Origin of the sequence: Xanthomonas sp. NCPPB 4037 (assembly GCF_041475695.2) — a bacterium.
GTDB lineage: Bacteria > Pseudomonadota > Gammaproteobacteria > Xanthomonadales > Xanthomonadaceae > Xanthomonas > Xanthomonas campestris.
This window is the reverse complement of record NZ_CM191261.1, coordinates 4,748,132-4,769,757: the sequence shown is the minus strand read 5'-3', so window position 1 is coordinate 4,769,757 and position 21,626 is coordinate 4,748,132. Positions and strand designations below refer to the sequence as shown.

Here is a 21,626-nt window from a genome sequence, read left to right as displayed (position 1 = left end):
CTGAGATGTGGGTTGCGCGACGCAGCTCCTGCGCTGCCCGCGATTTCCCACGCGCTGCCGATTGCCCGATCATGTCGCCTTCCGCGATCTGCCTGGATGGGCTCCGATGTTGGTGCTGTTGAACAAGCCGTACGGTGTGCTGTCGCAATTCAGTGACCGCTCCACGCCACCCAAGCGCACGCTGGCCGAGTTCGGCCTGCCGCCGCAGGTGTACGCGGCCGGGCGCCTGGACCACGACAGCGAAGGCCTGCTGCTGCTCACCGACGATGGTCCGCTGGCGCATCGGCTGACCGACCCGCGCCACAAGCAGCCCAAGACCTATTGGGTGCAGGTGGAAGGCGACCCGGATGCGGCTCAGCTGCAGGCGCTATGCGATGGCGTGGTGCTCAACGACGGCCCGACGCGCCCGGCCAACGTACGCAGGCTGGAGTGCGCACCTGTGTTGTGGCCGCGCGATCCGCCGGTGCGTGTGCGCAAGACCGTGCCCGATGCCTGGCTGGAAGTGCAGATCACCGAAGGACGCAACCGCCAGGTGCGCCGCATGACCGCATCGGTGGGCCTGCCCACCTTGCGCCTGGTGCGCGTGGCTATCGGCGGATGGTCGCTGGCGTCGCTACAGCCCGGGCAATGGCGCGTGGACGATGCGCCTGCGGTGCGGCCGGCGCGTTGATCGGCCGAGGCCTGGGTCATGCTGGTCACGTGCAGCCGCTGCGCTGAGAAGGCCGCCGGGCGTACGGGCGCGAACAGTGCTGATTGCGCCATCGATGCACGACGCTGCTCCGCGGTGCCACTGCCATACGGTCACCGGATGGCGCTTGGCCGCGCAAATGGCTGCCAGCTTGCATGCAGTGTCTAGCGACTCACCGCTGAGCTGAAGACGCTAGACGCTAGACGCTAGATGCATGACGCACGGACCAAGAACCAGGCCGCATGTGCATCCGGACATCGCCCAGAAACATCCAGCGCCACAACGAAAAACGCCACGGTGTCAGCCGTGGCGTCAAAGGGTGTTACAGCGCGGCTGCTTATTCGATGCCGTCGCTCGGTGTCACTGCACCGCGGCGCTGGTACGCGGCGCGACGGGCATTGGCATTGCTCGCGTGCTCACGGTCCAGACGATGCACGTTGCCGCCCAGCACTTCCTGATCGCGCTTGCGCTTGCGATACACCGCATAGCCGATCAGGCCAAGGCCGGCGACCGCTGCGGCGACCGTGACGGCCGGATTGCGCTTGACCAGCCGCGTGGCAACCTTGCCGCCGGTGCGTACGGCACCGAGCGCTGCGCCCGTCTTCAACCACTCGCTGGCACCGGGGCCGAAGTGGCGCAGGCTGCTGCCGGCATGACGTGCCTGGTCGCCCGCATTGGAAGCCGCGTGACGCAGGTGGTCGCCGGCATTGCCTGCCAGTTCCAGGGCACGCTCCAGGGCGCGTTCGGTGATCACTGTCAGCTTGCTCATTGGGGGCGTTTCCTTTCTGAGTATCGTGGGGGGCAGTCTGTGCGCTGGCGCGTATAGGCAGTGTTAGCGCGGCCGCGCGCGTTTTGCTCGCGGTTAGGATTGGCGCACGGCGGGCTGCTCGGCAGCGCTGGCCGGGCACGGTGGTTGGCGTGTGGCAGAGCACGCTGCGGACCGCAGTTTTATCGTGGCAAGCGCGGCGCTCTGCAACTGCGCGCGGGGTACGTGGCGCTATCCGCGTGGCCCGTGCCAAAACAAAATTGAGGCTTTCGCGCACGGGCAAAGTCCGGACTCGTAATACGCGCCGCGTTGCCTGACGCTCAGGCCGCAGTTTGTCGGGGTTTGCGCACGCATCGCACGGCACGCATCCCTGCGCCCATGAGCTGCGCGATTGCCTCAGGTGCCCCGGGGTTTGGCCCGATGCGTGGCGTTGGCGGTCCAGGGATCGGCTGGCCAGGGGTGCCGTGGGTAGCGGCCTTTCATTTCCTTCTTGACGTCCGGATAGGTGGTGGCCCAGAAACTCTTCAGGTCCTGGGTCACCTGCAACGGCCGCCCGCCCGGGGAGAGCAGGTGCAGGGTGAGCGGGATGCGGCCATCGGCCACGCGCGGGGTTTCGGCCAGGCCGAACAGCTCCTGCAGTTTGACCGCCAGCACCGGCGGCAGCGGCTGCTGGTCGTGATCCAGCGCGTAGGTGATGGCGCGCTCCATGCCCGAGGGCACGCTGATGCGGGTGGGCGCGTGGCGGTCGATGGCCTGCCGGCGCTCCCAGGGCAGCGCGGCCTTGAGTGCGTCGCCCAGGCTGGCTTCGTCCAGCGCATCCAGCCGGGTCTTGCCGGCGAACGCCGGGCGCAGCCAGTGGTCGAGCGAGGCCAGCAGTGCGGTGTCGGAGAGGTCTGGCAGGCCGAGTTCCGGCATCCAGGCGCGCAGCGACACCACCCGCGCGCGCCACTGGCGCAGCCCCTCGGTCCACGGCAAGGCGTCCAGCCCGAGCTGGCGGACCGCCTCGGTGAGCGCGGCGGCGGCCTGGGCCGGGTCGACGCGGCCGGCCGGGCGGCTATCCAGCACGATGCGGTCGAAGCTGGACTGCCGCCGTGCAACCAGTGCGCGTTTGTCGGCATCCCACTGCACTACGTCCTGCTGCACGAAGCGCTCGGGCACGCTCTGGCGCAGATAGCCTTCGTCCACCGGTGCGGCGCGCAGCAACAAGGCGTCCTTGGCTTCGTAACGCAATTCGCTGGCGACCAGCCAGGGCTCGCCGCGCAGGTCGCTGTGGTCGAACAGGCGCGCGCTGCGGCCATTGGCCAGCAGGTAGCGCAGCGGGTCAGTGGGGTGGCGTGCGGCGATGCGGTCCGGAAACGCATGCGAAAGCAAATCGCCCAGCACATGCGCCTCTATGCTGGTGGGTGGGGTGGCATCGCAGCGCAGGCGGCGGCGCCACTGTTTGGCGGCGGCATCGATCGCGGCCAGCGCACCGCGGTTGGCGTCTGCGCCAGTGCGGCCCTGGCGGAACGCAGCCAGCGCCCGCCAGCGCGCGGCCAGCCCGTCGCCGCCCTGGCGGAGGGGGTCGCGGGCTTCCAGCAGTGCGGCCAGGTCGCAGGCCAGCGCCAGCCGCGCCGATGTGCCGGCCTGTGCCAGCAGTGCGGCCAGGCGCGGGTGCGTGCCCAGGGCCAGCATCCGCCGTCCCAACGCCGTGATACCGCCCCCTGCGTTCAAACCCCCCAGCCGCTGCAACAGCTCGCGCGCGGCGGCCAGTGCGCCGCTGGGCGGGGCATCGACGAAGCGCAGCGCATCGCTGCCCCAGGCGGCCAGCTCCAGCGCCAGGCCGGTCAGTTCCACCTGGGTGATCTCGGCGCGGCGCTGCGGCTCCAGCCGCTGCGATTGCGGCCACAGCCGGTAGGCCCAGCCGCTGGCCACGCGCCCCGCGCGGCCGGCGCGCTGATCGGCCGAGGCCTGCGCGATGCTGGTGACGTCCAGCCGCGAAAAGCCGCTGTTGGGGTCGTAATGCGGCTCGCGCGCCAGCCCGCTGTCGATCACCACGCGCACGCCCGGCAACGTCACCGACGACTCGGCCACGTTGGTGGCCAGCACCACGCGGCGACGGCCCTGCGGGTCGGGCTGCAGCACCTTGCTTTGTGCCTCGACCGGCAGCTCGCCGTGCAGCGGCAGCAGTTGCAGCGAAGGATCCAGCGCGTCCTGCAAGGCCGCCTGCACGCGTGCGATCTCGCGTTGACCGGGCAGGAACACCAGCACGTCGCCAGGATGCGTGGCCAGCGCATGTTCCACCGCGCGACGGGTCTGCGGCTCCAGCGCTTCGTCGCGACGCGCCGGAAAATGCACCACTTCCACCGGGTAGCTGCGCCCGGCACTGCTCAGCCGCGGGGCATCGAGAAAACTGGCCAGGCGCTCGCCATCCAGCGTGGCCGACATTGCCACGATGCGCAGGTCCTCGCGCACCTGGCCCTGCACATCCAGCGCCAACGCCAGACCCAGGTCGCCGGCCAGATGCCGTTCGTGGAATTCGTCGAAGAGCAGCGCGCCCACGCGTTCCAGCATCGGGTCGTCCTGCAGCATGCGGGTCAGGATGCCCTCGGTGACCACCTCGATCCGCGTGCGCGCGGAGGTCTTGTTCTCGAAGCGGATGCGGTAGCCCACGGTCTCGCCGACCGGCTCGCCGAGCTGGCGCGCCATGAACAGCGCGGCGCTGCGCGCGGCCACCCGGCGCGGTTCCAGCATCACGATGCTGCGGCCCGCCAGCCAGGGCGCATCCAGCAGCGCCAACGGCACCTGGGTGGTCTTGCCGGCGCCGGGCGGCGCTTCCAGCACCAGACGCGGATGGGCGGCGAGGCTGTCGCGGATCTGCGGCAGCAGCGGGGAAATCGGAAAGGCGGGGTCACTCATGCGCGGCAAGGATACTGGGGGCGGGTGGCGCGGGCGATGACCGGCCGTGTCCGGGACCGACCCACCCGGTGTCCGTGGCCCGTCCGCCGTGGCCTGCCGCAGACTTCAGTGCCAGACAGAGGCGTCGATATCAACAAGACATCCTCCAGTGAATCTCCGGTATGTCCCCCCCGTCCCCCCGCTTCATCAGTCTGCAAAGCAAATTGCTTGGCGCGCTCGCGCTGGGTCTATCGATCATCCTGCTGTGCGCGCTCGGGGGCCTGGGAACCGCGTGGTTGAGCCTGTCCGGCAAGGTGCCGCTGGAAGTGGCGCAGGCATCGGCGAGCGAAGAGGTCACCCGCGATTTCCGCATGCAGGTGCAGGAATGGAAGAATCTGTTGATCCGCGGCCGCGACCCGGCGCAGCTGGACAAGCACTTGAGCGCCTTCCGCGCGCAGGGCAGCAAGGTGCAGGCGGGTACCGAAGCGCTGGCCAGGACCCTGTCGGATGCGCAGGCGCGCGCGCTGGCGCAGGAATTCGCCAAGGCGCATCTGACTCTACAGGCGCATTACGAAGCCGCTTTGGGCAAGTTCGCCGATGCCGGCTATGACACCCAAGTGGGCGATGCGCTGGTGAAGGGGCAGGACCGCGCGCCCAGCCAGACCCTGGAGGCACTGGTGACCCGCGCCAAGACGCTGGCCGACGCCGCGGTGCTCGCCAGTGCCCAGGCAGCGCAGCAGAAGCTGGTGTATGCCGGCGTGGCGACGATTGCCGCGGCGCTGTGCCTGGTGGTGGTGCTGGGCTGGTGGATCCGCCGTTCCATCGTGCGCCCGATCGAAACCGTGGCGCGCGCGGCGCGTTCGGTGGCGGCCGGTGATCTGGCCGCACGTGCGGTGATCGGCAACCGCGATGAAATCGGCCTGCTGGGCCAGGCCATGACCCAGGTGGTCAGCACGCTCACCGATGTTTCCAGCGCGCAGGCCGACATGGCGCAGCGGCATGAAGCCGGCGAAATGAGCTACCGGATGGACGCCGACGCATTCCCGGGTGCCTACGGCCGCATGGTGGGCGACACCAATGGCCTGGTGGGTGCGCAGGTGGGCCTGATCGGCGACATGTTGCAGGTGATGCAGCATTACGCGGTGGGCGACATGTCGGTGGACATGCCGCGTCTGCCGGGCGAAAAGGCACGCATCACCGAAGCCATGGACACCACCAAGCACAACCTGGCCGCCATCAACGGCGAAATCCGCGGGCTGGTCGAGGCCGCGGCAGCCGGCGACTTCGCCACGCGCGGCAATGCGCAGGCGTATCAGTTCGAATTTCGCGGCATGGTGGAAGGCCTCAATGGCCTGATGCACAACGTGGACCACAACCTGGGCGAGCTGTCGCAGTTGCTCAAGGCCATTGCCGACGGCGACCTGACCGCGCGCATGCACGGCAACCAGCAAGGCGTATTCGCGCGCATGCGTGACGATGCCAACGCCACCGTGCAGCGGCTCACCGACATCGTCGGCGACATCACGCTGGCGGCGCAGACCATCCGCACTGCTTCGGCGGAAATTGCCGCCGGCAATGCCGACCTGGCCCAACGCACCGAACAACAGGCCGCCAACCTGGAAGAAACGGCCGCCTCGATGGAGGAACTCACCTAGACCGTGCGGCAGAACGCCGACACCGCGCAGCAGGCCAGTCGCGGCGCGCAGGCGGCAGCCGACATCGCCGGCCGTGGCGGCGACATGGTGGGCAGCGTGGTGGAGACGATGGGCGAGATCGAAGTGTCGTCAAAGAAGATCGCCGAGATCATCAGCGTCATCGACGGCATCGCGTTCCAGACCAATATCCTGGCCCTGAACGCTGCGGTAGAAGCGGCGCGCGCCGGCGAGCAGGGCCGTGGATTTGCGGTAGTGGCCTCGGAAGTGCGTGCGCTGGCGCAGCGCTCGGCCGGTGCCGCCAAGGAGGTCAAGCACTTGATCGACGCCTCGGTGGATAGCGTCGAACGCGGCAGTGCACGGGTGGAGCAGGCCGGGCAGACGATGCAGCAGATCGTGCAGTCGGTGCAGCAGGTCACCACCTTGATTGCGGAAATTTCCGCGGCGTCGCGCGAGCAGTCGTCCGGCATCGAACAGGTAGCATGCACGGTCAACGACATGGACGAAACCACCCAGCGCAACGCCGCGCTGGTGGAAGAAGCCTCGGCCGCGGCACGTGCGATGGAAGAACAGGCCGTGGAACTGAGCGAAGCGGTCTCGGTGTTCCGCCTGGATGCACGGCGCCCGCGTCTGGTGGCGGCTGCCTGAGCAAGCGCATCGACCTGGCGATGTGGCCGTGTCATCAGGCTGCATCGAGGTCATGCGTGTCGCAGCGCGGGTGCATTGCTACCCTCTCGCACGCTGCGATGCGTGCAGGGGCGGCGCACTGGCGTGCCGAGCTTCATCACCCGCAACGGCCGTTGCACGGCAGGTCGCGTTGGGGGCGGCCGCGAGACGCCGTCAGCGGCGGTCAGATGGTGCAATGCTGCGAAGGGACCGGAACGTACGCGTCGTCCATGCCGGTTCCACGCAAACGGCCGCCTGCCGGTTGAGCAGGCGTCTGCTGGTCGAGGCTTACCCGGCTTCGCGCATGCGGGCGGTGAGGCCCTTGAGGAAGGCGCGTAGCAGCTGGTCGCCGCAGGGGCGGAAGTTCTTGTGGCCGGGTTGGCGGAACAGTGCCGACAGTTCCGGCTTGGACAGCGGGAAGCCGGCGTTGGCGAAGATGGCGTGCATGTCCACGTCCTTCAGTTCGAAGGCTACGCGCAGCTTCTTCAGCACCAGGTTGTTGCCGACGCGGGTTTCCAGCGGGCGCGGCGGCTGGCTTTCGTCGCGGCCGCGGAAGCGCAGCACCAGGCCATCCAGAAAGCGCGCCAGCATCGCATCGGTGCAGGGCTCGAAACCGGGCTCGTCTTCTTTCTTCAGCCAGGCCTGCACTTGCGGCTTGTCGAGCGCGAATGCGGGGTCGGCCAGCTGGGCGATCTCCACCACCTTGTCGTCGCTGAGGTCGAGCATGTAGCGGATGCTGCGCAGTACATCGTTGTGAATCATGGCGGTTCCGGAGCTCCGGCGCAGTGCCGGAAAGCGGCCATTCTACGGGCGCGCGGTGAAACCGGGCGTGTGGTCGGTGCCGCTTGCGCCGGTGACGCGGCCCACACCGGCGCAGATCAGCTGCCGCGATAGGTGGAATAGCCGTAAGGCGACAGCAGCAGCGGCACGTGGTAATGGCCATGCTCGCCCAGGTTGAAGACGATCGGCACCATCTCCAGGAACGGCGGGTCGGCCAGCGCGGTGCCGCTGGCCTGCCAGTAGCCGGCCACGTCGAATTCCAGCCGGTAGCGGCCCCCTGCCAGATGCAGCGTGGCCAGGGCCGGGCAGCGCCCGTCGGTGTCGGTGGCCGCCTCCAGGCACAGGGTGTCGCCGGCGAACAGGCGCAGCGCGACGCCCGCAGCCGGGCGGCCGGCGGCGGTGTCGAGCACATGGGTGGAGAGCGTGCTCATGCCACCGCCTGGGCCGGCTGCGGCCATTGGCCGATGAATTCGGCCTGGTCGTAGCCCAGGTAAGCCTCGACCATGTCCTGGCGGTCGTCCAGAAACAGCTGGTCGGCCACTGCGCGTGCCAGCCGCGGTAGCGCCACTTTCAGCCCCGACAAGGCCGCTGCGGACAGGCCGTGGTTGATCAGCGCCGAATAGTTGAAGGCGAACAGCCCGTGCACCGCGGCGGCATCGTCGGGCGTGCGGGGTAGCAGCTCGAATCCGGGGCCCAGGTAGGGGTGCGCGTCCAGCACCGGATTGGCCTGGCCGGGCGGGGCCTGGTAGCGGTCGGCCCAACAGGCGATGCGCCCGGACAGCGCGGCCAGCTCCGGGCGCAGCCGCGGGTCGGTGACCAGGCCGGTGGCGATGGCCAGGAAGTCGAAGCGGTGCTCGCCCTGCGGGGTGCGCACCACCACCGCGTCGTTGCGTTCTTCCACGCCCAGCCATGGCGCGTCCAGGTGCAGCGCAAAACCGGCATGCGCGCAGGCACGCTGGAAGGTGTCGTTGGTGGGCGGTTGGTTGCGGCCGAAGAAGCTGGCCATCATGCGGTACTTGTCGGCGTCGGGCAGGGCGGCGAAGCGCGGAATGATGCCGGCCTGTTCCATGTGGCGGATCGGGTTGACCCGCGGCAGCGCGGCACGGCGCACGAACACCTCCGCACGCGCCACGCCCTGGTCCAGCGCGAAGCAGGCGTTGTCGAACGCCGAGGCGCCGCCGCCCAGGATGCCCACGCGCTTGCCGGCCAATGCGGCGTAATCGATGGGCCCGGAGGTATGCGCGTAGCGCTGCGCCGGCAGGGCCTGGGTGATCCACTCCGGCACCTGCCATTGGCCGCCGCCCTGGATGCCGGTGGCCAGGATGATCTTGCGCGCCATCAGCGGCGCACCCATCGCCAGGTGCAGGCGATGGATGCCGGGCGCGGCGTCTGGCTCGATGCGCACCAGCTGGGTGGCATTGCGCACCGGCAGCCGCAGCGCCGCGCGGTACCAGCGCAGGTAGTCCATCCAGGTGCCGCGCGGAATCTTGTCCAGTGCGTCCCAGCCGGCGGCACCGTGCTGCGCTTCCCACCAGGCGCGGAAGGTGAGCGTGGGCACGCCCAGGTCGATCGAGGTGATCTGCTTGGGCGTGCGCAGCGTCTGCATGCGTGCGTAGGTGATCCAGGGGCCTTCCTGCCCGGGCGGGTTTTCGTCGATCACCAGCACGTTATGCACGCGCTCGCGTTGCAGGGCGAAGGCCGCGCCCAGGCCGCTCTGCCCGGCGCCGACGATGACCACGTCGTACACATGGCCGGCCGGGTGGACGCGCGGGCGCACCCAGGGTTCGCCGCCGTGGGCGAGGCGTTGCAGGTCGTGTTGCAGCGCGTGTTCGAGTTGAGCCAGGCTCATGGCAATGCCTCCAGGCGCAGGTGCACGATCTTGCCGATCTCGGCGAGGGCGGTGGCGATTTCGTCGTTGCGTGATGCGTCCAGGCGACGCTGCAGTTCGGCCAGGATTCCGGCCTTGTCCTGCAGGCGCACGCAGATCACGAAGGGGAATCCAAAGCGCTGCCGGTAGGCGTGGTTGAGTGCGTGGAAGCGGTGGAATTCGTCTTCGTCGAGCCGGTCCAGGCCGGCCGAGGCCTGCTCGGCGGCGGAGGCGGCGGTGAGGGTGCGGTCGATTGCGGCCCTGCCGGCCAGTTCCGGATGCGCGCGGATCAGCGCCAGCTGATCGTCGGGTGAGGCGTCGTACACCACCTGCATCAATCCGCCAAACACATCGTCGAACGGGCGGCGGCGCGCAGCGCGTTCGACCACCCACGGCGAATGTTCGAACAGCGCGCGGTAGCGCGCCACGAAAGCGGCGGTGTCCAGCGCGTTGGCATCGATCACGCTCATGCGTGGCTGCCTTGCAGCGAGACGTGCGCAGCCACCACTTTCCAGCCATCGGTAAAGCGCACCCAGGTCTGGCTCTGGCGGCCGTGCGCGGTGCTGCCCTCGCGGACGAATTCCGCATGCGTGGTGGCAAGATCCTGGCCGAAGCCGTGCACCGCAACGTGCACGAGCTGGCGCTGCGGCGAGCCGCCACGACCGATGCGAAATGCACGGATCGCCTCGCTGCCGTACAGCACTTCGCCCACGCCATAGCGCACTGTGCTTGGCGCGGCATGGAACAGCGCATCCATCGCGGCGATATCGTCGTGCATCAAGGCCTGCTCATACGCGTGGAACGCCGCGGTGACCTCGGTGATCACCTCCGGCAGATCGATGCTGGCCGTGTCGATGCTCATGCCGGGTGCACCTGTAGCCAGTGGCGCGCGATGTCGATACGGCGTGCAACCCAGGCATCGCCACTGGCCAGCACGTGATCGACAAAACGTGCCAGCGCCGCAGCACGCGCCGGCTTGCCGACGATGCGCCCGTGCAGGCCGATGGAGAGCATGCGCCCGCCTTCGCTGCGCAGCTGTTCGAAGCTGTCGTGCAGATAGCGGAAGAACGGCTCGCCATCGGCAAAACCGTTATAGGCGACGAATTTCATGTCGTTGACATCGAGCGTGTACGGCACGATCAGTTGCGCACGGCAGTGGCGCCGGTCGTAGTACGGCACGTCGTCGGCATAGCTATCGGCGTCGTAGACAAAACCGCCCTCCTCGGCCACCAGACGCGCGGTATTGGGGCTGGTGCGGCCTTGATACCAACCAAGCGGGCGGCTGCCGGTGACTTGCGTATGCAGGGCGATGGCCTCGGCCAGATGCGCGCGCTCAATGGTTGCATCCACGTGCTGGTAGTCGATCCAGCGCAGCCCGTGGCTGGCGATTTCCCAGTCGGCCGATTGCATCGCCGCCACCGCCTCGGGATTGGAAGCAAGCGCGGTGGCGACACCGAACACGGTGACCGGCACGCCGCGCGCGCTGAACAGCCGATGCAGCCGCCAGAACCCGGCGCGGCTGCCGTATTCGTACAGGCTTTCCATCGCCATGGCGCGAACGCCTGGATGCGAGGGCGCGCCGACCATTTCCGACAGGAACGCTTCCGAACCGGCATCGCCGTTGAGCACGCAGTTTTCCGCGCCTTCTTCATAGTTGATGACGAACTGCACGGCGATGCGCGCGCTACCTGGCCATTGTGCCGGCGGCGGCGTGGCGCCATAACCGACCAGGTCGCGCGCCGCACTCATGCAGCCGGCTCCGCATGCCAGGCGGCGCGTGCGGCTTCGACCGCCAGGCCTTGGGTGCACGCGTAGCCCTCGGCGCGCAGCACCGCTTCCAGCGCGGCCAGGGTGAGCAGCACCTTGTGCTTCATCGCGTTGTAGCCCATCGCCCCGATGCGCCAGATCCTGCCTTGCAGCGGGCCGAACGCAGTGCCGATCTCGATTTCGAAATCCTCGCGCATGCGCCGGCGCACCGCTTCACTGTCGACGCCGTGCGGGATCACCACGCCGGTGACATTGCTCATGCGGTGCGCATCGTCGCCGAACACTTCCAGCCCCAGTGCGCGCACGCCGGCGCTGACCGCGCGGCCGGCAGCCGCATGCCGCGCGTAGCGCGCCTCCAGGCCTTCCTGCAAGGCCACGCGTGCGCATTCGCGCGCGCCGTACAGCATGGTGGTGGCTTCGGTGTGGTGATTGAGGCGCTTGTCGGACCAGTAATCCATGATCATCGCCAGGTCGAAATAATTGGAGGCGATGCGTGGACCGCTGCCGTTGACGATGTCCTCGCGCACGATGCCGCGTTCGACATGCCGCCGCGCAAAGATCGCCTCCGCTGCCGCGGCAGAGACGGTGATCGGCGCCGAGCCGGACGGCCCGCCCAGGCATTTCTGCAGCCCTGCGGTGACCACGTCCACATCCCAGCGGTCGCTGGCGATGTCCATGCCGCCGATGGTGGCGGTGGCGTCTACGTAAGACAGCGCGCCCGCTGCGCGGCACAGCGCGCCCAGCCCATCCAACGGCTGCGCCATGGTGGTGGAGGTGTCGCCGTGCACGGTGGCCACCAGCTTGGGTGCCACGCGTGCGATCGCCTCGGCAATCGCCGCCAGCGGCACCACCTCGCCCCACGGTGCATCCACGGTGTGGACCTCGGCGCCGAGCCGGCCAAGGATTTCGGTCAGCAACAATCCAAAGCGGCCGAAGTTGATCACCAGCACGCGGTCGCCCGGCTGCACCAGCGACACCAGCGCGGCTTCGATGCCGGCGCGGGCCGTGCCATCGACCAAAAAAGTCCAGCGGTTCTGGGTGCCGAACAAGGGGCGGTACAGCGCCATCACCTCGTTCATGTAGGTGGTCATTTCCGGGTCGAACTGGCCCAGCAGGTCGGCCGCCATCGCACGCAGCACGCGTGGATGCGCATTGACCGGACCGGGGCCCATCAACAGGCGTTGCGGCGGATCCAGTTCGCCGAAAGTGTGCAGGTGGCGCAGGTCAGGTGCCAATGGGAGCTCCGAAGTGTTCGATGAAATGGCGCATCACCGCCAGGGCGACCTCGGCATCGGCCGGGTCGACGTGTTCGTCCGGATGATGGCTGATGCCGCCGGCGCAGCGCACGAACAGCATCGCGGTGGGGCAGAGCGCCGCCATCACCATGGCATCGTGCCCGGCACCGGAGACCAGCGGCCGTGGTGTGATGCCCTGCGCGGCGACCGCTTGCGTCAGGCGGGCGATCAATGCCGGCGCGCAAGGGCTGGCCGCCAGTGCTTGCAGCGGCTCGACGGCGATGGCAACGCCGCGCGCGGCGGCCACCTGCTCCAGGGCGCGTTCGATCTGCGCCACTGCAGCGTCGCGGCGGTGGTCATCGCCGGCGCGCACGTCCAGCGTGCAGTCCACGCGGCCGGGCACCACGTTGATGGCGCCAGGGGCGACCTCCAGCTTGCCAACGGTGGCAACCAGATCGTCGCCGCCACTGCGCGCAATCTGCTCGATCATCAGCAGCGCTTCGGCCGCCGCGCTCAAGGCGTCGCGGCGCAGCGCCATGGTGGTGGTGCCGGCGTGGCCGGCGCGGCCGTCGAAGCGCAGCCGGAAGCGCCGTTGCGCGGCGATGCCGGTGACGATGCCAACCGGCAGCTGTGCGGCTTCCAGCACCGGGCCTTGTTCGATATGCGTTTCCAGATACGCCAGCACGCTGCCCGGCACGCGCGCGGCTTCATGTAGACGTGCGGCGTCCAGGCCCCACGCGGCCAGCGCGGTGGCCACGTCGACGCCGTCTGGATCGCGCACGGCCAGGGCGGCCGCATCCAGCGTGCCGGCCACCGCGCGGCTACAGAACATCGATGCCGGAAAGCGCGAGCCTTCTTCATCGCCGAACCCAACGACTTCGATCGCAAACGGCAGCCGGCGCCCTTGTGCGTGCAGCGCGGCCACGCATTCGATGCCGAGCAGCACGCCCAGCGGGCCGTCATAGCGCCCGGCCGCGCGCACGCTGTCCAGGTGGCTGCCGATCAACAGCGCCGGTGCGTGCGCATGCGCGCCTTCGTAGCGCCCGACCAGATTGGCGGCCGCATCCAGGCGCACCTGCATGCCGGCCTGGCGCATCCACGCGCCCACCTGCTCGGTGGTGGCGCGATGCGCCGGGCTGAGCCAGCTGCGGAACAGACCGGTGGGGGTGTCGCTGAAGGGCGCCACGCCCAGCGCATCACAGCGCGCCACGGCCCGTGCGCCGGAGGCAACGGGGGCGTTGCTGGCTACCGCACTCAGCATGCGGTGATCCGGCAGTGGTGGGACAGGGCAAACGCAGCGGTGGGCTGGGGCATGTCTGCGTGCTCGATGTCGTGGCCCGTGTTGCGGGGCGGGAGGGGCGTCTCGACTATACGAACGCGGTCGTGTCGCCCCAAAGCGGTTTTTTTCGAGGTTGGCGTTGCAAAAAATGCGACGGGCCTGGAGCGAGCACCTGCACAGAGAAGCGCGGGAGCATGCAGTGGCCGAATCCCGTGCTGCGCACATAGCCAACCGGGCGTGTCAGGCCCATTGCCGGACTGTTACAGTCGGTGCGGGGCATGAATCGGATTCACCAATGGCGCGCGATAATTTCAAGGACCTGCTGGCGCTGATCGCCATCGTGCGACAAGGCAGCTTCACCCGGGCCGCGGCAAAGCTGGGGGTGTCGCAGTCGGCGCTCAGCCACACCATCCGCGGCCTGGAGGCGACGCTTGGCTTGCGCCTGCTCACCCGCACCACCCGCAGCGTGGCGCCGACCGAGGCGGGCGAGCGCCTGATCCAGACGGTGGCGCCGCGCTTTGCCGAGATCGAAGAGGCGCTGTCGGCGCTGAGTGAGATGCGCGACACCCCGGCCGGTAGTGTGCGCATCACCGCCACCGACTATGCCGCGCGCGAAATCCTGTGGCCCAAGCTGGCGGTGCTGCTGCGCCAGTACCCGGACATCAAGGTGGAACTGGTGGTGGACAACGGCCTGACCGACATCGTGGCCGACCGTTACGATCTCGGCGTGCGCCTGGGCGACCAGGTGGAAAAAGACATGATCGCCGCGCGCATCGCGCCGGACATGCGCATGGCATTGATCGCCTCGCCCGCCTATCTGGAACGCCGGCCGCTGCCCAAGACCCCGCAGGATCTCACCGCGCACCTGTGCATCAACCTGCGCATGACCAGCGCCGGCGGCATCTACGCCTGGGAACTGGAAAAGGACGGCCGCGAGATCGCGGTGCGCGTGGAGGGCCAGCTCACCTTCAACAGCATCTACGAAGCGCTGGATGCGGCGCTGCAGGGGTTCGGCATTGCCTTTGTGCAGGAAGACCTGGCCCGGCCGCACATCAAGGCCGGGCGGCTGCGCTGGGTGATGAAGGACTGGTCACCCACCTGGCCCGGCCTGCACGCGTTCTACCCCAGCCGCCGGCATTCCTCGCCCGCGTTCAACCTGGTACTGGAGGCGCTGCGGCATAAGGGCTGAGGGTTGCGCTTGTGTTGGGACGCGGTCGAAATGGTGACCGTGTATCTGGCCAGGGAGCTGGGCCCACGCAGTATCACGGCCAACACGGTGGCGCCCGGCGCCATTGCCACCGACTTTCTCGGCGGCGCGGTGCGCGATAGGCCGGACTACACCAACGCTGTCGTCATCGCACACCACGTAGGAGCGCGCTCGCGCGCGAAGAAGCTGTCCCGGCAACGCCCCATCGCGCGCAAGCGCGCTCCTACGACCGCCGACGCGTGCGGAAGTGTCGTGACATCAGACCAGCCACAACAGATTCGCCTGTTTGGCAGAGGTGTCGTATGCGTGATTGTGACCGCCATCCGTGACGGCGGCACACAGCATGTAGGAGCGCGCTTGCGCGCGATGAAGCTGTCGCGGTGACGCCCCATCGCGCGCAAGCGCACTCCTACGACCGCCGACGCGTGTGGGAGTGTCGTGACATCAGACCAGGCGCCGCAGCTTTGCCTGTTTAGCGGAGGCGTTGCACGCGTGACTGTGACTGCCATCCGTGACGGCGGAGCACATCATGTAGGAGCGCGCTTGCGCGCGATGAAGCTGTCGCGGTGACGCCCATCGCGCGCAAGCGCGCTCCTACGACCGCCGACGCGTGCGGGAGTGCCGGGACATCAGACCAGGCGCCGCAGATTCGACTGTTTGGCGGAGGTGTTGAATGCGTGACTGTGGCCGCCGTCCGTGATGGCGGCACACATCACGTAGGAGCGCGTTTGCGCGCGATGAAGCTGTCCCGGTAACACCCCATCGCGCGCAAGCGCGCTCCTACGGAGGGCATGTGCGTGGCCAGCCGGTGCCGCGTTCCGCACCGGGCGCATGACCTCCGCCCGTGCCTGAGTAGACAGATGCCGCAGACGGCCAGGCAGCGGGAACGCACACGAGCCAATGAACAGCGCTCATAAGCCCATGCGGCTTGCCCAGCTTTATCGCACTGGCCATTCTGCGTACGCTGCGCAGCCTGGCGTTGCCCTTGTTGAGGCTTGCAACGCTGCGTGCGTTGCGGCGTGGGCGCTATGCGCCAACCGTGACTTCTTCAGAACAATGCCTCACGGCGCAGCGTATGCATACGCCACAGCTCGGTACTCCCACGCCGTCATGTGCGGCGCTAAAGCGCAGTGGCGCTCTCCCGTTCCAGTCTTCAAAGGATCCTGCATGTCTTCCGCATCCACTGCTTCCGCCGCCGTGCGCGCTGTGCCCAGCGCCAGCCGCCAGACCTGGAGTGCGGTGGGCTCGTTGTCGTTGTGCGTGGCGTTGTTGATCGCCTCCGAGTTCATGCCGGTCAGCCTGCTCACGCCGATCGCGGCCGATCTGCATGCCACCGCCGGCATGGCCGGACAGGCCATCTCCATCTCGGGGTTGTTTGCGGTGCTGGCCAGCCTGCTCATCGCGCCACTCACGTCGCGCTTCAATCGCCGGCATGTGCTGATCAGCCTGAGCGCGGTGATGTTGCTTTCGTTGTTGCTGATCGCCAATGCCCATTCGTTCGGCATGTTGATGGCGGCGCGTGCGCTGCTGGGGATCACCATCGGTGGTTTTTGGGCACTGGCCACCGCCACGGTGATGCGCATGATGCCGGAAGAGGCGGTACCCAAGGCGCTGGGCATCGTCTACATCGGCAACGCGGTGGCGACCGCATTTGCCGCGCCGTTGGGTAGCTATCTGGGCGCGGTGATCGGCTGGCGTGGCGTGTTCTGGGGCATGGTGCCGTTGGTGGCGCTGACCATCGTCTGGCAGTGGCGCAGCCTGCCATCCTTGCCTGCGCAGGGTGGCACCTCGCTGGGCAGCATCGCCGCATTGCTCAAGCGTCGCTACGTGGCGCGCGCGATGCTGGCGATCATGTTGGGCTTCGCCGGTGCGTTCTCTGCGTTTACCTATTTCCGCCCGTTCCTGGAGAACGCCGCGCACGTGGATGTGTCGCACTTGTCGTTGCTGCTGCTCGGGCTGGGCCTGGCCGGTTTTGCCGGCACCTATGCCGCCACGGCCCTGCTGCCGAAGCGCTTGTTCAGTCTGCTCACCGTGCTGCCGGTGGCGTTGGGCGTGGCCACCCTGGCGATGCTGCTGACCAGCCATCTGCTGTGGGGCGTTGCAATCGCGATGATTGCGTGGGGTACGCTCAATTCGGCACTACCGGTGGCGTGGTCCACCTGGCTGAGCCGCTGCATCAAAGATGCACCGGAACCCGGTGGCGGCCTGATGGTGGCCGCCATCCAGCTGGCCATCATGCTCGGTGGCGCACTGGGCGGCGTGCTGCTGGATCACGTCTCCATCGCCGCCACCTTCATCGGTGCCAGCGTGCTGCTGTTGGCTGCATCGTTGGTGGCAGGTAGTGGTGCGCGGTTGCAGCCTTGACCGCGATGCGCTAGGTAGACTGGCTGCGTCCAAATCAGCGCCAAACAGCGGAGAGATCGACCAAAGCGAGCCGATCCGTCACATCCGCACAGGTACTGACTCAAAGGAGGCCGAGCGGTCGCTGGCGCAACGCCAGCCGCACGCTCACACACGCACTGAACACGCCATCGGCACAATCGGTTGTCAGCCCCACGCAACTGACATCCGTTGATCAATGTCCTGACCCTCAATGCCCACATGGGCTTTGACCTGCTCAAGCGGCGCTTCATTCTTGCCGCGTTGCGTGAGGCCATTCGCGAGGTCTGCGCCGAGATCGTGTGCCTGCAGGAAGTCCTGGGCGAACACGCGCTGCACGCCCGGCGACACGCGCAGTGGCCTGCCGTAGCGCATTACGAATATCTCGCGGAAACGCTGTGGCCGCAGTTCTCCTATGGGCGCAATGCGGTGTATCCGCACGGGCACCATGGCAACGCGGTGTTGTCGAAGTTTCCTATCTCAAGTTTCGCCAATCACGATGTGTCCGTGCCCGGCCACGAGCCACGGGGGGTGCTGCACTCGGTGCTGCAGGTGCCGGGCTGGTCGGAGGAGCTACACGTGTTCTGCGTGCACCTCGGCTTGCACGAGGCGCACCGGCAGCAGCAGATCGGCCTGCTATGCGCGCGCGTGGCTGCGCTCCCGGCCGATGCGCCGGTCGTGGTGGCGGGCGACTTCAACGACTGGCGGGGGCGCGGCCATCCGCTGCTTGCACGCTGTGGTCTGGTCGAGGCCGTCGAATGCATGCACGGGCGCGTGGCACGCAGCTTTCCGTCGCGCTTTCCCATCTTGCCGCTGGACCGCATCTATCTGCGCAATCTGCGGGTGGTGCAGGCGCGCGTCTTGTCCGGTCCGCCGTGGTCGCGGCTCTCCGATCATCTGCCGTTATTGGCGAGTATCGCGCCATGAGCCGGCAGCCCGCGCTCTGCTGGCGCCAAGGGCATCGCATGCGCCTGCTGGAAAATGGCGAGGACTACTTCGCACGCATCTACCAGGTGATCGCCGCCGCGCAAGACGAGATTCTGCTGGAAACGTTCATCCTGTTCGAGGATGCGGTGGGCCTGCGATTGCAGCAGCACCTGATCGACGCGGCACAGCGTGGTGTGCGGGTGCACCTGCTGGTGGATGCATTCGGCTCGCGCGCATTGTCCGCGCAGTACGTACGCGACCTTGCCGAGGCAGGCGTGCAGCTGCGCCTGTTCGACCCGGAGCCCACGCCGCTGCGCAGACGCGTCAATGTGTTCCGCCGCCTGCATCGCAAGCTGCTCGTCGTCGACCAGGCCATTGCCTTCGTCGGCGGCATCAATTATTCGGCCGATCAACTGGCCGGGTCGGGGCCGCAGGGCAAGCAGGATTACGCCATCGAGCTGCAGGGGCCGGTGGTGTGTGATATCGCCGCCTTCATGCAGCAGGCCGCGCGTGGCAGTGGGACCGGCGAGGGCTGGACGCCGGATCCGTCATCGCCCGCATCAATAGCGGCCGAGAGCGGAGAGGTCTGCTTTATCGCGCGTGACAGCGGCTCACGCACGCGCAGCATCGAACAGGCGTACCGGCAGGCATTTGACGATGCGCGGCAGGAAATCATCATCGCCAACGCGTACTTCTTCCCGGGCTACGGATGTCTGCGTGATCTGTGTGCGGCCGCGCGGCGCGGCGTCCAGGTGCGCCTCATCGTGCAGGGACAACCCGACACCCCGCTTGCCTTGTTGGCGGCGCGCTTGCTGTACCGCCAGCTGCTCGCTGCCGGTGTGCAGGTCTTCGAGTACTGCGAGCGGCCGTTCCATGGCAAGGTTGCGGTGATCGATGGGCATTGGAGTACGGTCGGTTCCAGCAACCTCGATCCACTGAGCCTGGCACTGAACCTGGAGGCGAACGTGCTGGTACGCGACCATGCCTTCGCAAAGGTCTTGCGTGAGCGCCTGCAACGGTTGATGACCCATCACTGCCAGCGCGTGGAGCCGGCACACGTTCCACGCAGCCGCTTCTGGGAGCTGCTGATACGGCCATTGCTGTTCCATGTGATGCGCCATTTTCCGCGATGGGCGCGCCACCTGCGTGGCCAGCTTGCATGAGCTGATGCATTGCCCACATCGGCCGGGCGCGTGCCTGCCTGGAACGACGGCTGTGATCGTTCGAGGGTAACCCCTGCATTGGTGAAGACGCGGGCACGTGTCGATTATTTGGTGCATCGGCATGTACCGCGATCTATCTGGAAGCGCGCATCACCGTTGCGATGACGCTACCTGCTCTGTACGTTGGTCGAAGCCCAAATCCTGTCGCAGCGAGGTCACGCAGGCCTCCACGAAGCTGCGCACTTTGGAGGAACCACGGCGGCCGGCCAGATACACCACGTGCACCGGTTCGGGGGCGATCTCGAACGCATCCAGCACGCTGCACAGCGTGCCTGCTTGCAGGTGAGCACGCACCTGGTACGACGGCGCTTGCGTCAGCCCCCAGCCTTGCAGTGCTGCGCCGATCGCAGCATTGAACGCGCTGACGGTGAGTCGCGACTCCACAGTGACCAGATGCGCGGTGCCGTCGATCTGGAACGGCCATTTGTGCGCGCGTTCTGCGGCGGAGGTCGAGATGGTGGCGTGCGTGCGCAGCGCGTCTGGATGCTGCGGCGTGCCGTGTGCGGCCAGATAGCCCGGGGAGGCAACCACCATGCGCCGCACGCTGCCGACCGGGATGGCGGTCAAGCCCGAATCCTGCAGCGTGCCGATGCGCACCGCCACGTCGATGCCTTCTTCCAGTAGCGGCACCACGCGGTCCACCATCACCGCGCGGATCGCGATGGACGGATACATCGCAAGAAACCGCGTCAGTACCGGCGTGACATGCAGCGCACCAAACATCTGCGGCGCGGTGACGGTGAGCAGGCCGCTCGGGGTTGCATGCAGCCCGCTGGCGCGGCCTTCCATCTCTTCAAGTTCGGCGAGCAGGCGCCGGCAGTCCGCGGCGAACTGCTGGCCGGCATCGGTGAGTCGCATGCTGCGCGTGGTGCGTACGACCAGCAGCACGCCGAGGCGGCTCTCCAGTTGCGCGATGGTGCGCGTGACCGTCGCGGTGGATAGCCCGAGCCGCCGCGCCACGCCGGCAAAGCTGCTGTCCTCGGCCAGGGCGGCGAACAACGTCATTTCCTGGATACGGTCCATCGGTGCGCTGTGCCTGGGTGAAGTGCACAGTATCCACCGGCGCATGGGGCACTGGTTTGCCCGGCGATCATTCCCCGCCGTTTCGCATGCTGACGCATCGCCGCGTTGCAGCGGGCGCAATGGTGAATTGAGCGCCAGGTTGGTTCTACGCATTGGCGGCCAGGCCTAGCATTGCCGCCTGTTCACCGCCCGGACCGTCATGACGCAACTCCCCACATCTGCCGCTGCCGCGCCCGCCATCACCGCGCCGGATCTCAAGCGGCGCCAGCTACTCGCACATGCGGTCGGGACCGCTGTTGCCTTGGGCGCCGGCGCCGTGAGTACCACTACCGCGGCTTCCACCTCTTCGACCACCAAGGAACTCTCCATGTCCAGCAACGCCACCCCACGCGTCACCTTCCATACCCAGCAGGTGGGCGATGTGGAGGTGTTTTATCGCCAGGCCGGCCCCAAGGACGCACCGGTGCTGTTGCTGTTGCACGGCTTCCCTAGTGCCAGCCATATGTTCCGCGACCTGATGCCGCTGCTGGCCAGCCGGTATCGCCTGATCGCGCCGGATCTGCCGGGGTTCGGCAATACCCAGGCGCCCCCGCGCGGGGAGTTTGCGTACACCTTCGAGCAGCTCTACAAGGTGATCGAAGGCTTTACCGAAGCGCTCGGGCTCGCACGCTACAGCCTGTACGTGTTCGACTACGGTGCGCCGATTGGGTTGCGTCTGGCTGCGGCCAATCCGCACAAGATCAGCGCCATCATCAGCCAGAACGGCAACGCCTATCTGGAAGGCTTCAGCGACGAATGGGGGCCCTGGCAAGCGTACTGGCGTGACCCCACGCCCGCCCATCGCGAGGCCTGCCGCGCGTCGTTGTCGCCGCAGACCATCCGCGACTGGCAGTACGGCACCGGCGCCGATCCGGCCAGGCTGTCGCCGGACGGCTATACGCTGGATATCGCCTACATGGCGCGCCCGGGTGCCGAAGAGATCCAGCTCGACCTGATCCTGGACTACCGCAGCAATGTGGCCGCCTACGACGCATTCCACGCGTATTTCCGCGCCCAGCAGCCACCGCTGCTTGCAGTGTGGGGCAAGCACGACCCGGCCTTCATTCCCGCAGGCGCACACGCCTATCGCAAGGATCTGCCAAACGCCGAAGTGCATCTACTCGACGCCGGCCACTTCGCGCTTGAGACGCACGCGGTGGAGATTGCGCAGCACATCGGCGATTTCCTGGAGCGGCTGCCGCGCGTCGTGGGCTAGACGGGGATGCGTCTGCGTGCGGCTTCGGTTGGCAG

18 protein-coding genes and 1 pseudogene are annotated in these 21,626 nt (G+C 67.7%); 8 read left to right on the top strand and 11 right to left on the bottom strand.

All coding sequences use genetic code 11. From position 1 onward, the window contains the following. Positions 1–106: 106 nt before the first annotated feature. A complete protein-coding gene (locus ACCQ01_RS20935) occupies positions 107–670 on the top strand; it encodes a pseudouridine synthase (RefSeq protein ID WP_228419800.1) in 564 nt (187 codons plus the stop codon). Between the two features lie 355 nt (positions 671–1,025). Here the strand turns inward: ACCQ01_RS20935 and ACCQ01_RS20930 are convergent, their stop codons facing one another. Further along, on the bottom strand, positions 1,026–1,457 hold the full coding sequence (locus ACCQ01_RS20930; protein WP_011035529.1) for a hypothetical protein: 432 nt from the start codon (positions 1,455–1,457) through the stop codon (positions 1,026–1,028). Positions 1,458–1,850: 393 nt separating this feature from the next. Further along, on the bottom strand, positions 1,851–4,352 hold the full coding sequence (hrpB, locus tag ACCQ01_RS20925) for an ATP-dependent helicase HrpB (RefSeq protein ID WP_228432755.1): 2,502 nt from the start codon (positions 4,350–4,352) through the stop codon (positions 1,851–1,853). 161 nt (positions 4,353–4,513) lie between these two features. Here hrpB and ACCQ01_RS20920 point away from each other — a divergent pair. Further along, positions 4,514–6,631 (top strand): annotated as a pseudogene (locus ACCQ01_RS20920) (methyl-accepting chemotaxis protein). A gap of 306 nt (positions 6,632–6,937) precedes the next feature. On the opposite strand, the gene ACCQ01_RS20915 reads toward ACCQ01_RS20920, so the two are convergent. The 8 genes from ACCQ01_RS20915 to ACCQ01_RS20880 form a co-directional block, all read right to left on the bottom strand. Then, on the bottom strand, positions 6,938–7,411 hold the full coding sequence (locus tag ACCQ01_RS20915) for a YehS family protein (RefSeq protein WP_040940393.1): 474 nt from the start codon (positions 7,409–7,411) through the stop codon (positions 6,938–6,940). 116 nt (positions 7,412–7,527) lie between these two features. After that, on the bottom strand, positions 7,528–7,887 hold the full coding sequence (uraH, locus tag ACCQ01_RS20910) for a hydroxyisourate hydrolase (RefSeq protein ID WP_228432754.1): 360 nt from the start codon (positions 7,885–7,887) through the stop codon (positions 7,528–7,530). Beyond that, a complete protein-coding gene (gene hpyO / locus ACCQ01_RS20905; RefSeq protein ID WP_228432753.1) occupies positions 7,857–9,278 on the bottom strand; it encodes an FAD-dependent urate hydroxylase HpyO in 1,422 nt (473 codons plus the stop codon). Before hpyO ends, uraH begins: the two co-directional genes overlap by 31 nt. After that, positions 9,275–9,766, bottom strand: coding sequence for a 2-oxo-4-hydroxy-4-carboxy-5-ureidoimidazoline decarboxylase (gene uraD / locus ACCQ01_RS20900; RefSeq protein ID WP_076038125.1), 492 nt, complete (start codon positions 9,764–9,766; stop codon positions 9,275–9,277). The genes hpyO and uraD overlap by 4 nt, the downstream gene beginning before the upstream one ends. Next, entirely contained in the window at positions 9,763–10,158 is a 396-nt protein-coding gene (hpxZ, locus tag ACCQ01_RS20895; protein WP_228432752.1) for an oxalurate catabolism protein HpxZ, read from the bottom strand. Before hpxZ ends, uraD begins: the two co-directional genes overlap by 4 nt. After that, the gene (puuE, locus tag ACCQ01_RS20890) at positions 10,155–11,045 is read right to left on the bottom strand and encodes an allantoinase PuuE (RefSeq protein WP_228432751.1); all 891 of its coding nucleotides are present in this window, start codon (positions 11,043–11,045) and stop codon (positions 10,155–10,157) included. Before puuE ends, hpxZ begins: the two co-directional genes overlap by 4 nt. Then, positions 11,042–12,298, bottom strand: a complete 1,257-nt coding sequence (locus ACCQ01_RS20885; RefSeq protein ID WP_115572100.1) for a pyridoxal-phosphate-dependent aminotransferase family protein — start codon at positions 12,296–12,298, stop codon at positions 11,042–11,044. Before ACCQ01_RS20885 ends, puuE begins: the two co-directional genes overlap by 4 nt. Continuing rightward, complete coding sequence (locus ACCQ01_RS20880; RefSeq protein ID WP_228432750.1) at positions 12,288–13,559, bottom strand: allantoate amidohydrolase; 1,272 nt, start codon at positions 13,557–13,559, stop codon at positions 12,288–12,290. The genes ACCQ01_RS20885 and ACCQ01_RS20880 overlap by 11 nt, the downstream gene beginning before the upstream one ends. Before the next feature lie 313 nt (positions 13,560–13,872). Here ACCQ01_RS20880 and ACCQ01_RS20875 point away from each other — a divergent pair, with 313 nt between their 5' ends. The 5 genes from ACCQ01_RS20875 to clsB all read left to right on the top strand — a co-directional run bounded on the left by ACCQ01_RS20875 (position 13,873) and on the right by clsB (position 19,253). Then, positions 13,873–14,766 carry a LysR family transcriptional regulator gene (locus tag ACCQ01_RS20875; protein ID WP_228432749.1) on the top strand — a complete coding sequence of 298 codons (894 nt, stop codon included), beginning with the start codon at positions 13,873–13,875 and terminating at the stop codon, positions 14,764–14,766. 33 nt (positions 14,767–14,799) lie between these two features. Continuing rightward, entirely contained in the window at positions 14,800–15,168 is a 369-nt protein-coding gene (locus ACCQ01_RS20870) for a hypothetical protein (RefSeq protein WP_372358833.1), read from the top strand. Between the two features lie 783 nt (positions 15,169–15,951). After that, a complete protein-coding gene (locus ACCQ01_RS20865) occupies positions 15,952–17,148 on the top strand; it encodes an MFS transporter (RefSeq protein WP_228434022.1) in 1,197 nt (398 codons plus the stop codon). A 207-nt stretch (positions 17,149–17,355) separates the two neighbouring features. Beyond that, complete coding sequence (locus ACCQ01_RS20860) at positions 17,356–18,090, top strand: endonuclease/exonuclease/phosphatase family protein (RefSeq protein WP_228434023.1); 735 nt, start codon at positions 17,356–17,358, stop codon at positions 18,088–18,090. 38 nt (positions 18,091–18,128) lie between these two features. Beyond that, complete coding sequence (gene clsB, locus ACCQ01_RS20855; protein ID WP_503257152.1) at positions 18,129–19,253, top strand: cardiolipin synthase ClsB; 1,125 nt, start codon at positions 18,129–18,131, stop codon at positions 19,251–19,253. Positions 19,254–19,403: 150 nt separating this feature from the next. Here clsB and ACCQ01_RS20850 read toward each other — a convergent pair whose 3' ends face one another. Continuing rightward, positions 19,404–20,381, bottom strand: a complete 978-nt coding sequence (locus ACCQ01_RS20850) for a LysR family transcriptional regulator (RefSeq protein ID WP_372358832.1) — start codon at positions 20,379–20,381, stop codon at positions 19,404–19,406. Positions 20,382–20,535: 154 nt separating this feature from the next. Between ACCQ01_RS20850 and ACCQ01_RS20845 the strand changes: the two genes are divergently transcribed. After that, complete coding sequence (locus tag ACCQ01_RS20845; RefSeq protein WP_372358831.1) at positions 20,536–21,591, top strand: alpha/beta fold hydrolase; 1,056 nt, start codon at positions 20,536–20,538, stop codon at positions 21,589–21,591. Positions 21,592–21,626 lie beyond the last annotated feature (35 nt).